Here is a 14,562-nt window from a genome sequence, read left to right as displayed (position 1 = left end):
TGGGAGAGTAGGACGCCGCCGGAATCTACGTGTGAAAGGCCCATCCCGAACAGGGATGGGCCTTTCGCGTTTCCCGGGCCCTTTCCCGGGCCCTTTTTTGCGTTTCGGGGCTGCGGGGAATTTCGGCCGGGCCGGGCACGGGTGGCTCGGTGCTGAACGGCCGGCGTGGGCCGGTGGAGATCGGCCCGGTCCCACGGTCACCGGCGGCCGGGAGCCCTGAGTCCTCCGGCGAGACGTGGGTGTTGCTCGCCGGAAAGGCGCCGGCAACGGCGGAGCGGGTGGGTGCTTTCGTCAGGTCCGCCGGGGAGCCTTTCCGAGTGGGCCGGGTGTTCGCGGCCGGCGGTCGCGTCTTGGTCGGCAGCGGGTGGCTCAGTGCTAAACGGTCGGCGTGGGCCGGCGGAGGTGGGCCTGGTCCCACGGTCACCGGCGGTCAGGAGCCCTGGGTCCCCCGGCGAGACGTGGGTGTTGCTTGCCGGGAAAGGCGCCGGCAACGGCGCGGAAGGGTGGGCGGCCCGGTGAGGTCCGCCGGGGAGCCTTCCCGAGTGGGCCGGGCGTTCACGGCCGGCGGTCGCGTCTTGGTCGGGTTGGGTGCGGGTGGCTCAGGGCTAAACGGTCGGCGTGGACCGGCGGAGAATGGCCCGGTCCCACCGTCACCGGCGGCCGGGAGCCTTTAGTTCCCCGGCGAGACCTGGGCGTTGCTCGCCGGAAAGGCGCCGGCAACGGCGGAGCGGGTGGGGCGGCCCGGTGAGGTCCGCCGGGGAACCTTCCCGAGTGGGCCGGGCCGTTGCGGCCTGCGGTGGGTGGGCGGTGGCGGGAAACGAGAAGAAGAGCGGGCGGCGAGTGGGCGGTTTCGGTCGCCGGAGTGCACAACCCGGCCCTCGACACGCGCTCCTCCCGGTCGGTCCCGTAAAACCGCAGGTCAGCGGGAAGCCGCGCGCTCGAAGCAGTCCCGGGATCCCGATCGTGACCCTCGAACCCCTGAGACGGCCTTCGGACGGCCTCCCGCTCGACCGCCCCGACCCCAAACGCCCACCGGAACAGACCCGACCCCCCGGAAAGACTCCCGGCGCCCCTCACCGGGCCGCCCTTCCCGCCACCCGACCCGAAACGCCCACCGAGAACCCTGCCCACACGCAATCCACCACCGGCATTCACAAACCGGCCCTCGACACGCACTCACGCCGCACAACCCCGCAAAACCGCAGGTCAGCGAAAACCCGAGTGTGCGAAGCAGCCTCGAGATCCCGATCGTGACCCTCCAAGCCCTCAGACAGCCCTCCACCCGGCCACCCGACCCGAAACGCCCACCGAAACGCTCCCGACCCACTCGAAAAGGCCCCCCGGCGGACCTCACCGGGCCGCCCTCCCGCTCCGCCGTTGCCAGCGCCTTTCCGGCAAGCAACACCCACCTCTCGCCGGAGGACTCAGGGCTCCCGGCCGCCGGTGCCCGTGGGACCGGGCCATTCTCCGCCGATCCACGCCGACCGTTTAGCACAAGGCCACCCGCTGCCGACCAAGACGCGACCGCCCGCCGAAAGCGCCCGGCCCACTCGAAAGGTCCCCCGGCGGACCCGACGAAAGCACTCACCCGCTCCGCCGTTGCCGGCGCCTTTCCCGCCGAGCAACACCCACCTCTCGCCGGGAGACCCAAGGCTCCCGGCCGCCGGTGACCCCGGGACCAGGCCCACCTCCACCGATCCACGTCGACCGTTTAGCCCTGAGCCATCCGCTGCCGACCAAGACGCGACCGCCGGCCGTGAACGCCCGGCCCACTCGGGAAGGCTCCTCGGCGGACCCGACGCAAGCGCCCTCCCGCTCCGCCGTTGCCAGCGCTTTTTCCCGCGGGCAACGCCCGTGTCTCGCCGGGAAGCTCAGGGCTCCTGACCGCCGGTGACCGTGGGACCGGGCCATTCTCCGCCGGTCCACGCCGACCGTTTAGCACTGAGCCACCCGCTGCCGACCAAGACGCGACCGCCGGCCGCGAACACCCGGCTCACTCGGAAAGGCCCCCCGGCGGACCTCACCGGGCCGCCCTCCCGCTCCGCCGTTGCCAGCGCCTTTCCCGCCGAGCAACACCCACCTCTCGCCGGGAAACCCAAGGCTCCCGGCCACCGGCGACCACGGGACCAGGCCCACCTCCGCCGATCCACGCCGACCGTTTAGCACAAGGCCACCCGCACCCAACCCAACCAAGACGCAACTCCGACGTCCCGCCCACGCCGGATCCATCCGCCCGCCGGGCGTGGCTCGTACCCTCGTAGTCCCAGGTGCAGGTGCGGACCAGGTTCGGGAAGGTGTGCCGGTGGTTGATTCACGGCAGGTCAGGGACATCGGAAACGTCGCGGATGCGGATGCCGAGCACTGGCCCGACGCCGGAAAGGGCCCTGACGCTGTAGACGGCCCCGACGCCGCCAACGCCGCCAACGGCCCCAACGCCGCCAACGGCCCCGACGTCGAAAGCGGCCCCGATGTAGGGCTCTTCGGTCCAAGTTCGGTGACCTGGCAACTGCACGCCGACCCCGTCATGTGGGTGGCGGGCGTGCGAGCCCTGTATCTCCAGGCCCTCTACCCAAGGGCTGTGCGCGGTGTCGTGCAGAACTCCGACTTTCGGAAGGATCCCTGGGGTCGGTTGATTCGTACCGCCGACTTCATCGGCGTGACGACCTACGGGACGCGGGGGGAAGCCGAGGCGGCCGGGGCTCGGGTGCGGCGGATCCACGCTGTGATCAGGGCGGTGGATCCCGAGACGGGGCAGTCGTACCGGATAGACGAGCCTGAGTTGCTGCGGTGGATCCACTGCGCCGAGGTCGGGTCGTACCTGTCCGTCGCCAGGCAGGCCGGGTTCCCGTTCACCGACGAGCTGGCCGATCTGTACCTGGACGAGCAGCGGCGCTCCGCCGAGTTGGTGGGGCTGCCGGGGGCGGAGGTGCCGGGGTCGGTGGTCGAGCTGGATCGCTACTTCGCGGAGGTTCGGCCCGTGCTCGCTTCGTCGGACGAGGCGCAGAGCGTGTTCGACTTCCTGCGTCGGCCGCCGGTGCCGTTCGTGCTCGTGCTCGGGCGGGAGGTGTTGTGGCGCCAGGTCTCGGAGTTGGCGTACGCGGCGTTGCCGCGCTGGGCCAAGGAGCTGTACGGGTATCGCGGCCTGCCCTCGTCGGTGGCGCGGCCCGGGCTCAAGGGGCTGCGGCGGGTGATGGGGGCGGCCACGCCGTTGATTCGTATGGCGTACCCGTCGCCGCACATCAAGGGCGCGATGCAGCGGCTCGGCCCGGAGGCCGAGCCGTCGGTGGCACGGTTGCCCGGGATCGGTGCCGCAGAGTGAAGCGTCGCTGACACCGTCCGGCGGGCTGCCACACAGACGACCACTCAGATCACCGAGCGGACCGCCACCCAGGCCACCACGCGGAACCGCCACCCAGGCCACCACGCGGACCGCCACTCAGACCACAGCACAGACCACAGCACAGACCACAGCACAGACCACCGCCAAGGGACCCGCGGCCGGGGAGAAGTCACCCACAAATAAGTAAGGTCCCCTTTCTTTCTAGGCGCCGGCCCGTCACAATGTCAGACATTGTCAAGTAACCGGTCAGCTCGAAGGGAACCGCACGTGGCGAACGGCTTCTGGGCCCATGCGCAGGCCAATCCGGACCGGCTCGCGCTGGTCGACCCCGATGGCGCCGAGTGGACCGCGGGGGAGTTGTTCGCCGCGTCGAACCGGCTCGTGCACGGGCTGCGGGCGGCGGGGTTGGGCACCGGTGACGTGTTCAGCGTGATCCTGCCGAACTGTGCCGAGTACATCGTGGCGTACATGGCGGCGGCGCAGGCCGGGCTCTACATGGTGCCGGTGAACCACCACCTGGTCGGGCCCGAGATCGCCTGGATCCTCGCGGACAGCGAGTCCAAGGTGGTGATCGGCCACGAGCGGTTCGCGGACACCATCGCGGCCGCGGCGGACGAGGCGAAGGTGCCTGCCGAGGCGCGGTTCGCGGTCGGCGCGGTGCCGGGCTTCCGGCCGTTCGCCGAACTGAGCGAGGGCCGGTCGGCGGAGCCGCCGGCCGAGCGCAGCGTCGGCATGACGATGAACTACACCTCCGGCACCACCGGCCGGCCGCGCGGCGTGCGCCGGCCGCTGTCCGGGGGATCGCCCGAAGAGGCCCGCTACGGCGGCACGTTGCTGATCTACGGCGTCAAGCCGCACGACGACAACGTGCACCTGGTCGGCTCGCCGCTCTACCACACGGCCGTGCTCCAGCACGCGCAGCAGTCGCTGCACATCGGCCACGCCGTCGTGTTGATGGAGAAGTGGCGGCCCGAGGAGATGTTGCGGGTGATCGACCGGTACAAGGTCACCCACACGCACATGGTGCCGACCCAGTTCCACCGACTGCTGCAACTGCCCGACGAGATCAAGGCCCGGTACGACGTGTCGTCCATGCGGCACGCCGTGCACGGTGCCGCGCCCTGTCCCGATCACGTCAAGCGGCGGATGATCGAGTGGTGGGGGTTGTGCGTCGAGGAGTACTACGCCGCCAGCGAGGGCGGCGGTACCTTCTGCTCCGCGCAGGAGTGGCTGGACCGGCCCGGGACGGTGGGCAAGGCGTGGCCGATCAGCGAGATCGGCATCTTCGACGACGACGACAACCGGCTGCCGGCCGGCGAGATCGGCACCGTGTACATGCTGATGCGGGCCGGCCGGTTCAACTACCACAAGGACGAGGAGAAGACCCGCAAGGGTCGGATCGGCGACTGGTTCACCGTCGGCGACGTGGGGCTGCTCGACGAGGACGGCTACCTGTACCTGCGCGACCGCAAGATCGACATGATCATCTCCGGTGGGCAGAACATCTACCCCGCCGAGATCGAGAGCGCCCTGCTGCGACACCCCGCGGTCGGTGACGCGGCGGTGTTCGGCATCCCGCACGAGGACTGGGGCGAGGAGGTCAAGGCGGTCGTCGAGGCCAACGAGGGCTTCGTCGCCGGCCCCGAACTGGCCGGGGAACTGCTCGCGTTCTGTGTCGAGCAACTCGCCACGTACAAGCGCCCGCGCACCGTCGATTTCGTGGACGCGATGCCGCGCGACCCGAATGGGAAGTTGCAGAAGCGGCGGTTGCGCGATCCCTATTGGGAGGGTCGCGAGCGGGCCGTCTGAGTCGAGAGACGAATACACCGCCCGGGATTACCCGGGCGGTGTATTCGGCTTTTCCTTTATCGATCCGAATCGGTACTCCACCGATTCGGATCGATGCGGCTAATTTTTTCGAACCGTGTTGTTCCGGTTCGAACCGTGTGCCGCCGGGCGGATTGCGAACCCTGTCCCGCCACGCGGCTCGGCAACTGCGGTCCGCTAAGCGGATTCGGTTTCGGATTCGGCTGCGCCGTCCGGTGCGGACGCCACCGCGAGTGCCCAGGGCAGGTCGGGCTTTCCGGTGGGTGTGCGCTGGGTCCGTTCGACGATGCGCATGACCCTGGGCACCTTGTAGCCGGCGATCTTGGTGCGGCAGTGCTCCTGGATGTCCGCCAGGCTCGGCGTTCGGCCCTCGCGCGGTTGTACGACCACCGCGACGGTCTGGCCCCAGCGCGGATGCGGGACGCCGACCACGATCGCGTCGTAGACCTCGGGGTGGGCCTTGACCGCGCCCTCGACCTCCTCGGTGAAGATCTTCTCGCCGCCGGAGTTGATCGTCGCCGAGCCGCGGCCCAGGAGCGTGATCCGGCCGTCGCCCTCCAGGCGGGCGTAGTCGCCGGGTACCACGTAGCGGGTGCCGTCCGGGCCGGTGCGGAAGACCTCGGCGGTCTTGACCGGGTCGCCGAGGTAGCCGAGCGGGATGTTGCCCTTGCGGCCGAGTCGGCCCACGACCCCGGCCGGGAGCTGGTTGAGGTCGTCGTCCAGGACCACCGAGTCGGGGACCGCCTTGACGGTGATCCCGCTCTGCTGCTCGGTCTGGCCCTTGACCGCGACGCCCACGCCGTTGGCGCCCGACTCGGAGGCGCCGATGGCGTCGCTGACCACGATGCCGAGGCGCTCCATGAATTCCTCCTTCAGCGACGGCGAGAACAGCGCCGCGCTGGAGGACAGGGCGAACAGGGAGGACAGGTCGTACGACTCGCGCCCGTCGCGCGGCTCGGCGAGCGACTCCAGAAGCGGGCGGGCCATCGCGTCGCCGGTGATCAGGATGACGTTGATGCGCTCGGCGACCACGGTCTCCCACACGCCGTGTGCGTCGAACTTGTCGATCAGCACCACGCGGTGGCCCTTGGCCAGGTTCTGCAGCACTCCCCACTGGGTCGCGCCGTGCATCAGCGGCGCGATCGGGAAGGTGGTCATCTGGCCGTTGCGGCCCTTCTCGACCATCTCCTCGGGCCGGGATATGCGCTCGCCGTTGGTGGGGTCGATGCCGCCGCCGAGGGCGAAGATCACGTCCTCCTGGCGCCACACGACGCCCTTGGGCAGGCCGGTGGTCCCGCCGGTGAACAGCAGGTACAGGTCGTCGGCCGAGCGTGGCTCGAAGTCCCGCTCGGGCGCACCGGCCGCCATCGCGTCCTCGAAGCGCACCGCGCCCAGCGACTCGGCGGTGACCCCGGCCGGGTCGGGCTCGGTGCCGTCCTCGACCACGATCAGGTGGCGCAGCGAGGCGACCTTGGGCGCGACCTCGGCGACCCGGTCGGTGAACTGCCGCTGGAAGACCAGCGCGACCGGTTCGGCCTGATCCAGCAGATAGGCCAGCTCATCCGCGACATAGCGGAAATTCACATTGATGCAGACGGCTCGGATCTTGTAGATCGCGAGCATCGCCTCCGCCCATTCGATGATGTTGAAGGCGTAGACCGCGACATGGTCGCCCGGCTGCACGCCGGAGTCCCGGAGGTGATGGGCGAGGCGATTCGCCCGCTCCTCCAGAAGGGCATATGTACGGCGTTCACCGTTCGCGACGATCGCCTCGCGTTCGGGGTATTCCCCGGCCGCGCGCTCGAAGAGGTCGGCAAGGTTGAATTCCATGGGCGGAGCGTAAGGCGTGGGCCCGGCCATATTCCAGAGGCAATATCGTTTGGACGGCCTCGGGAAACTGTGACGCTGTCGACCGCCGCGAACACTTGACTGCGGCAAAGATGTGGGCAGGGGTGGTACGCCGGACCGGCGGGGCCGTCGACACGCCGGACCGGCGGCGCCGCGGCTCAGCGCTGTGCGTACTCCAGCAGACGCGGGCGCGCACTCGCCGCCACCAGCACCACGCACACCCCGAGCACGCCGATCGGCACCCACGGCCAGCCGGTCAGCGCGTCGTCGGCGCGGTCGGTGCGGTCCTCGAAGTCGGCCAGCTCGGCGTCCGCGACCTGGGCCAACGCGGTCTGGTAGTCGTAGAAGTCGAAGGCCAGGTTGCCGCGGCCGACCTTGGTGGCCAGGCCGACGGCGACATCCAGCCGGCCCTCGGCGACCGCCGCGCGCAGCGCCCGGTCGTCGCGGCGGAAGGCATCCAGGCGCGCGGCCACCCGCTGGTTCGGCACGATCCGCTCCAACTGCGCGGACTTGGCGGCGAAGCTCTCGCTGTACGAGCGGGCACGGTCGGGCAGGATCACGAACCGGCTCTCGTCCGCGTTCGCGTCCGAGGCGGTCGCCCGGGCCCGGGCCAGCGCCAGGAACGGGTCGAACGCCTGCGTCTGCGCGTCGCGCAACCGGGCGGCGTGGTCGGTGAACAGGGCTACGGCGGTGCCGGTGAGCGCGGCCACCGCGATGGTCACCGCGGCCAGCCCCGGTGCCAGGACGCGGTGGAAGCGGCGGGCCCAGCGGATCTGGCCGACGATCAGCACGACCACCAGCAACACACCCACCGCGCCGACCGCCAGCGCCGCCCAGCGGGCGTGCGTGCGATCGGAGTCCGCGTCGGAGGCCAGCTTCTCCTCGGCGCCACGACCCAGGGCGTCGGCGGCCGGCAGCAGATCCTCGTGCAGCATGCTGGTCGCGCTCGCGAAGTAGTTGAGCGCGGACGTCGGCGGGCGCCCGGCCGGGCGTTCCTGGACCTGCTCGTCGGCCAGGCGCGCCTGTGCGACGTAGGCGTCGTAGCGGCCGAGTCCGTCGATCAACGTGCCGACCGGCGCGCCGCCGGAGGCGAGCGTCTGGATGTCGGCGGTGATCCGGCTGCGCCGCTCGCGCATCTGCCGCAGCGCCAACTGCCGGTTGCCGACCTGCTCGTCCGAGCCGACCAGCAGCACGTTGGCGACCTGCGCGTCGAGATCGGCGAGCGCGAAGTAGAGATCCGCCGCGACGGCGGCCCGCGGTGCGGAGGTGTCGGCGACCTCGCCGAGTCCGGACCGGGCGTTGCCGGCGCCGACCGCGATCACCGCGGTCAAGGCGACCAGGCCGGCCAGGATCAGCGCGGCGAATCCGTACACCCGGGCGGGCGCCGCACCCACCCGGCGCAACCGGCGCAGTCGAATGCGCGGCGTCCGGTCCGGGGGCGGCGCGACCGGCGCGACTCGCGGCGGCGATGGCACGTACGCGGGCGTCGGGGGCGCGGGTAGGGCGGTCGGTGCGGCCATGCCGAAACGGTAGACAGACGGCGCGAAGGGCCAACCATGAACCGATGGCGGTGATGCGAAGGCCGAGTGAACATCCGTGTGTTCGAAGGGTGTTCGGAAAGTGACGGGCAGGCGGCCGGCGAGGGCCCGCGACTGACGCTTGGTCAGCCCTCGGTTGCGCCCAGTTGTGTCACCCGCGCGGATGAACCGAGCGACGTGTGCCGGCTATGCCCCCCGTTGGCCGCATTGGTGACGGTCGGATTCGCACTGCGAAGGGCTGTTGCGGAGCACTCGTTGGCATGTAGCGTTGTCCGCGGTTGCAGCAGTAGATGTAGTTCCCTCGCACGTCCAACGCCTGCGGACATCAACAGCCGTGGGCGTTTTTCGCTCCTCACAGCGAGGGCATCCCGGGGTAACGCGGGGAGTGGGACCACTCGACGGTTCGCGACCCGGGCATCACGAGGTGTGGTGTCTGTGGGTTACGTGAAGGAATCAAGACATGGCCACCGGTACGGTCAAGTGGTTCAACGCCGACAAGGGCTACGGCTTCATCTCGCAGGACGACGGCGGCGCAGACGTCTTCGTCCACTTCTCCGCCATTCAGACGAACGGCTACCGTTCGTTGGAGGAGAACCAGCGCGTGGAGTTCGAGGTCACGCAGGGCCAGAAGGGCCCTCAGGCCGAGATGGTTCGCCCGCTCTGAATCGGTCCCGCGGCTCCGGCAACGGACCGCAGACCTAGCAAGGCCCGCGCCCGTGCAGGGTGCGGGCCTTGGGGCGTTTTCGGGGCGATTCGTCGTGCTTTGGGCGATCTTCGGTGGATTCGCGTTCCCGCTCGGATGTCGCCCAAGGATCATGCGTGGCCGGCGGCATGGTGAGGGGCCACTAGCATGTCTGTATGGGTTTCCTGCGCCGCCGCCCCCCGTCCGGGCCGGATTTCGACGTTCTTGCCATCCCGTTCACCGACTGGCCCGGCTCCGTGATCGTGGCCATGTTGCCGGGGGAGGACGGCAGTTGCCAGGGGATCTTCGTCCGCTACGACCTGCTGGCCAACCGCGGTCCGGCGATGCTGATCGGCAACCTGCCGCCGGGCTCGCCCGCGCGCGAGGAGGGCGTCGGCCGGATCGAGGCCCAACAGCTGGTCGCGGCCCTGGGGCACGAGGAAATGCCCGAGGAGCTGTCCACCGAGGACACCCCGATCATGCTCGGCGACGACCTGCTGATCATCCGCAAGGTCAAGTACGCGGAGGGGCGCCTGGCCTGCGTGGAGTTCGACCGCAGCGACAACGTCATGGTGCGCATCGTGACCTGGGACCGCCCGATCACCGACGACGTGTTCCAACTGCTCAAGCCGATCCCTTCGGACACCTTCGGCGGCTGAGCGAGCGGGACGGCGGGGCGATCCCGCCGGCGCCGGGCGGCCAGGACCACTAGCGGGTGCCGATGGCCGCGCGCACGGCCCGGCGGACCATCCCGCAGTCGTCGTGCAGCCTGCGCAGCAGCCGGCGCTGGTCCTCCCCGACCGGGCCCACGTCGTTGAGTCGGATCTCGCGGACGAGCACCAGCATCAGGTTGACCAGGAACGCGTCCCGGGACAGGGAGCCCGATTGTTGGGCCGTCTGGATGATCTGGCGGCGGGTCATCGGGTCCCGCGCCAGCAGGGTCCACAGGACCGCCAGGTCGTAGCCGGGCAGGTGGTAGCCGGAGGACTCCCAGTCGACCAGCGCCGCGCCCTGGGCGGTCAGCAGCACGTTGGACAACACCGCGTCGCCGTGGCAGAACTGCGCGGGCACCCGGCTGAGGCCGCGCAGGAGTTGGGCCAGGTCGCCGGCGTCGCGGTCGGTGAGCAGGCCGAGCTTGTGGTAGCGGTCGACGCGGGCCGGATAGTCGAACGCGAGCGGGAACGACCCGGGCGGGGGCTTCCACCGGTTGAGCGTGGTGAACGCGTGCAACACGGCGCGGACGTCGGCGCGGGCCATCGCGGTGCCCGGGTGGCGTTCGTTCGCCGCAGGCCGGCCGGCCACGTGTTCCATCACCAGGATGCGCCGCTCGGGGTCGGCGGCGATCAGTCGCGGCACCCGGACCGGCGGCCGCTGCCGGGTGAAGGTGCGGTAGGCGTTGACCTCGTGCCGAAAGCGCTGGAGCCAGTGCGGTGAGGCGTCGGTCAGATACTTGACCACGACCGGGCCGCGCCCGACCGAACCGGACAGCAGCAGCGAACGCGGTGTCCGGCGCAGCACCGCGCCGGCGGTGAAGCCGGGACAGAGTCGGGCCGTGAGCGCGGCGACCGCCTCCGGCCCCGGAATCTGTTGCGGCATGCGAGGCACTCCAGGGCCGGCTCCGCCGGCCGGGGCCGGACCGGTGGCGACCGCGGCGTTCGCCGCGACCGCGGGGTTCGTCGACGCCACCGTGCCGGGCGCCGAACCACCGGAGGATGTACGCCTGTTCGGACCGGGTGTGCCCGGCCGTGAGGTCGCGGAACCGGGATTGGTCGGGCGGCCGGGGGTGGTGGACGTCGTGGATGACATGTAGACCTTCCTGCGCTGCCGAGAGGGTGGACCCGGCCGCGCGGCGGGTGGGGGCCCACGTGCCGGATCCACCATCCACAACACTCCGAGATCCGGGTGGTGATCCACGTGGCGAGCCCTGGCGAACCATGGCGAATCGGAGCCGGCTGCTCCGGACCCGGCTAGCCTCGGTCCGGCGAGCGACCTCCTACAGGGCGCTTTCGAGCCACGGTCCCCACATCAACGGGCGGTTTGCAATGCGCCGGGAACCCAACACCAAACTGGTGGACCTCTTCGCCCTGACCGGGTGGTCCAAGGGCGAACTCGCCCGACTGGTCAACCGTCGGGCCGCCGCGATGGGCCATCCTCAGCTTGCCACGGATACCTCCCGGGTCCGGCGCTGGCTGGAGGACGGCGAGCGGCCGAGGGACCCGGTGCCCCGGGTCCTGGCGGCGCTTTTCACCGAGCGGCTCGGGCGTGTCGTCACCTCCGAGGACCTCGGCCTGACCGGTCGCCCCCGGCACAACGCGCAGGTGGTGCAGGAGGATCTGCCGTGGAGCACCGAGCGCACGGTGACCGCGCTGACCGAGTTCACCGGCATGGATCTGATGCTCAACCGGCACGGCTTCGCGGGCAGCGGGTTCGCGCTCGTCGCGGGTCCGGCCCTGGTGGCCAATTTCGAGCGGTGGCTCAACCCCGGGCTCGGCCTGTCCCATCCGCGCGGCGCGCTCGCCGATCCGGTGTCGTACGGACTCGTCGACGCGGGCCCGATCGGCGCCGAGGAGGTCACCGCGCTGGAGAACGCGGTCACCGTCTTTCGCATGTGGGACGCGGATCGTGGGGGCGGGCTGCAACGCAAGGCGGTGATCGGACAGTTGAACGAGGTCGGCAATCTGCTGACCTATCCCAACCCGATGCCGATCACCCGCCGGTTGTGGAACGTGGCGGCCAACCTCGCCGCGTTGGCCGGTTGGATGTCGCACGACGTGGGTCTGGACCCGACCGCGCAGAACTACTTCGTGATCGCGGCGCACGCCGCCCGGGAGGCGGGCGACCTGCCGCGCGCGGCCGAGGCGCTCTCGCGCGCCGCCCGGCAGATGGTGCACCTGGAGCGTCCGGCCGACGCGCTCGCGCTGATCGAGTTGGCGCAGCGCACGGCGGGCGAGCGGGCGGGGGCGACCACACGCGCGATGTTCCACACCGTGGAGGCGTGGGCGCAGGCCGCGCTCGGCCGGGCCGCGGACTGCCGGCGCACCCTGGGCCGGGCCGAGGCGGAGTTCGCCCGGTCGCGCCCGGACGAGGATCCGGACTGGGTGGCCTTCTTCGATGCGGCCGATCTGCACGGCATGCAGGCGCTGGTCTACCGCACGCTGGCCGAGGTGGACCCCACCGCCGCCGGCCGGGCTCAGGAACACGCGGAGAAGGCATTGGAGTTGCGGGCCCGCGGTCACGAACGCTCGAAGACCTTCGACCTGATCTCGCTGGCCTCCGCGTGCCTGCTCGACGGCCGACCCGAGCAGGGCGCGCACCACGCGCGCCTCGCGGTCCGCGCCGCCGGCGAGGTGAGCTCCAAACGCACCTGGGACCGCCTGGAGGTCCTGCGCAAACTCACCGACCGCTACCGCGACGTCCCGGAGATCCACGCCTTCCGCGAAGAATTCGGCCGCGAGGCCTGAGTACCCGGCCCCGAACGCGTGCCTTCCGCAGCCCTCCCACCGACGCCGTCCAAGACCGACGCCGTCCAAGTCGCGAGCACCCGGTCCGCGAGCGGGGAGCACCCTGCCCCGAACATGCCTCCCGCCGCCTGCCCACCCGACGCAACGGGTGGGCAGGCGGGCAAAAGCCGTCCCGAGCCGAGCGGGGTGCTACCGCACGCACACCGCCATCACGCACGCGTCGTCCTCGTACCGGGTGTGCCCGAGCCGACTCAGTACCACGTCCACGCAGGTCCTGGCATCCGCGCCGAGCAACCGCGGGCCCAGGCCCAGGAGCGCGTCCACCGCCTCCTCCGTGCCGCGCCCGCGCCGCTCGACCAGGCCGTCGGTGAAGATCAACAGCACGTCCCCGGCGAGCAGTTCGACCCGGGCCTCGACGAACTCCGGTTCGTCCAGCGCGCCCAGCAGCACGCCGAACGGCGTCGCCAGCGCCCGCCCGGCCCCGTCCCGATACAGCAGCGGTGGCGGATGGCCGCCCTGTGCCCAGGTCAACACCCGCCCCACCGGCTCGAAGCGCGCGCACACGGCGGTGGCCACCTTGTCCGCCGGCAGCGTGTGCACCACGATCCGGTTCAGCGCCGCCAACATCGCCGCCGGCCCCGCCCCGGTCATCGCCACCCCCTGCAACGCGCCGCGCAGCGTGGTCATCCCGGACGCCGCCGCGACTCCGTGCCCCGACATGTCGCCGACCGCCAGGAGCACGTCGCCGCCCGGCAACGCGAGCGCGTCGTACCAGTCGCCGCCGACCTTGGAGTCCTGCTCGGCCGGGAAGTAGCGGGTGGCCACCTCGATCCCGGGCAGCCGGATCGGCCGGGTCCACCACGGCATCACCACGCGCTGGAGCTCGGCGGCGACCCGGTGCTCGGAGCGCACCAGCCGACGCTGGGTCAGCAGTTGTGCCCGGGTCCGGGTCAACGCCTCCTGGGTGCGCCGCAGTTCGGTGATGTCGCGGAGCAACGCCCAGACCGCGTGCGGGGTCCCGTCCGCGCCGAGCACCGGCTCGCCGACGAACTGCACGAAAACCCGGGTGCCGTCGGCACGCACGATTCGGAATTCCCCCTCGGCGCCGTTCGCGTGTTCGAGCAGCTCGCGTACCAGCTCCGCGACGAACGCCCGGTCCTCGACCGCGGTGTGCCCGGCCAACTCGGCCAGCGGCACCGGGCCGAGCGCGCGGTCGCGGCCGAACAGCGCGTACATCTCGTCGGACCAGCGCACGTCGTCGCGATCGAGGTGCCACTCGGCGCTGGCCACCGGACCCGAGCCCGGCCCCTCGGTCGCGGCGGTGTGGCGCTGCTCGGGCAACAGCCCGTGCGGGTCCGGCTCGACGAACAACCGGCGCAGGTGCCGCCAGGGCAACGCCGTGTCGTCCCCGTCGTCGGGTCCGAACGGAGTGCCTGGCCCCACGTCCGCCGGCCGGACCGTGCTGCGCGCCGGCGTGCTGGTCGCCGGACCCGGATCGTCGGCCTGTCGATGTTCGGGATCGTCGGTGTCCAGAGTCAGCCGGGCCAGATACTCCGCCGCCTGCCCGAGGCTGCCGGCCAGCAGATCGCACAACAACCCGCGCCGACGCGCCTCCTCGACGGCCGCCGCGTCCTCGCCCGAACCGGCGCCGGCTGCGACAGCGGCGCCCGGGGCCGCTCCCGTGAAGCCGACCGGCCCCGGGCGCAGCCCGAAACCGCCGCGCAGGGCGTCGAGTTCGGCGCGCATCCGGCCGATGTGCGCGAGCCATTGCGCCGGATCCACCACGAGGGGGCCGTCCACGGGGTGTTCGGGCCGTTCGCGCATCCGCTCGCGCTCCTCCGGGCATGAGGTGGCAGGGTGCAATGA

At 71.3% G+C, this 14,562-nt stretch carries 9 protein-coding genes; 5 read left to right on the top strand and 4 right to left on the bottom strand.

The features are described from left to right. Positions 1 to 2,494: 2,494 nt before the first annotated feature. Complete coding sequence (locus tag ABZ374_RS22890) at positions 2,495 to 3,319, top strand: oxygenase MpaB family protein (protein WP_360313877.1); 825 nt, start codon at positions 2,495 to 2,497, stop codon at positions 3,317 to 3,319. A 288-nt stretch (positions 3,320 to 3,607) separates the two neighbouring features. Beyond that, positions 3,608 to 5,149, top strand: a complete 1,542-nt coding sequence (locus ABZ374_RS22885) for an acyl-CoA synthetase (RefSeq protein WP_360313873.1) — start codon at positions 3,608 to 3,610, stop codon at positions 5,147 to 5,149. A gap of 195 nt (positions 5,150 to 5,344) precedes the next feature. Here the strand turns inward: ABZ374_RS22885 and ABZ374_RS22880 are convergent, their stop codons facing one another. After that, entirely contained in the window at positions 5,345 to 6,997 is a 1,653-nt protein-coding gene (locus tag ABZ374_RS22880; protein WP_360313871.1) for an acyl-CoA synthetase, read from the bottom strand. Positions 6,998 to 7,173: 176 nt separating this feature from the next. Then, positions 7,174 to 8,535: a hypothetical protein gene (locus tag ABZ374_RS22875; RefSeq protein ID WP_360313869.1), complete on the bottom strand. Its 1,362-nt coding sequence runs from the start codon at positions 8,533 to 8,535 to the stop codon at positions 7,174 to 7,176. Between the two features lie 478 nt (positions 8,536 to 9,013). Here ABZ374_RS22875 and ABZ374_RS22870 point away from each other — a divergent pair, with 478 nt between their 5' ends. Beyond that, on the top strand, positions 9,014 to 9,217 hold the full coding sequence (locus tag ABZ374_RS22870) for a cold-shock protein (RefSeq protein WP_020557813.1): 204 nt from the start codon (positions 9,014 to 9,016) through the stop codon (positions 9,215 to 9,217). Positions 9,218 to 9,411: 194 nt separating this feature from the next. Continuing rightward, positions 9,412 to 9,894, top strand: a complete 483-nt coding sequence (locus tag ABZ374_RS22865; RefSeq protein WP_360313867.1) for a hypothetical protein — start codon at positions 9,412 to 9,414, stop codon at positions 9,892 to 9,894. Between the two features lie 49 nt (positions 9,895 to 9,943). Here ABZ374_RS22865 and ABZ374_RS22860 read toward each other — a convergent pair whose 3' ends face one another. Further along, entirely contained in the window at positions 9,944 to 10,831 is an 888-nt protein-coding gene (locus tag ABZ374_RS22860) for an aminoglycoside phosphotransferase family protein (protein ID WP_360313865.1), read from the bottom strand. A gap of 446 nt (positions 10,832 to 11,277) precedes the next feature. On the opposite strand from ABZ374_RS22860, the gene ABZ374_RS22855 reads away from it, so the two are divergent. Beyond that, positions 11,278 to 12,696, top strand: coding sequence for a hypothetical protein (locus ABZ374_RS22855; protein WP_360313863.1), 1,419 nt, complete (start codon positions 11,278 to 11,280; stop codon positions 12,694 to 12,696). Between the two features lie 189 nt (positions 12,697 to 12,885). Here ABZ374_RS22855 and ABZ374_RS22850 read toward each other — a convergent pair whose 3' ends face one another. Further along, positions 12,886 to 14,520 carry a SpoIIE family protein phosphatase gene (locus tag ABZ374_RS22850; RefSeq protein ID WP_360313861.1) on the bottom strand — a complete coding sequence of 545 codons (1,635 nt, stop codon included), beginning with the start codon at positions 14,518 to 14,520 and terminating at the stop codon, positions 12,886 to 12,888. Positions 14,521 to 14,562: the final 42 nt, after the last annotated feature.

It is taken from the genome of Embleya sp. NPDC005971, from assembly GCF_040629175.1.
Taxonomy (GTDB): Bacteria; Actinomycetota; Actinomycetes; order Streptomycetales; family Streptomycetaceae; genus Embleya.
The sequence above is the reverse complement of the archived record's forward strand: the minus strand, read 5'-3'. Positions and strand labels throughout refer to the sequence as shown.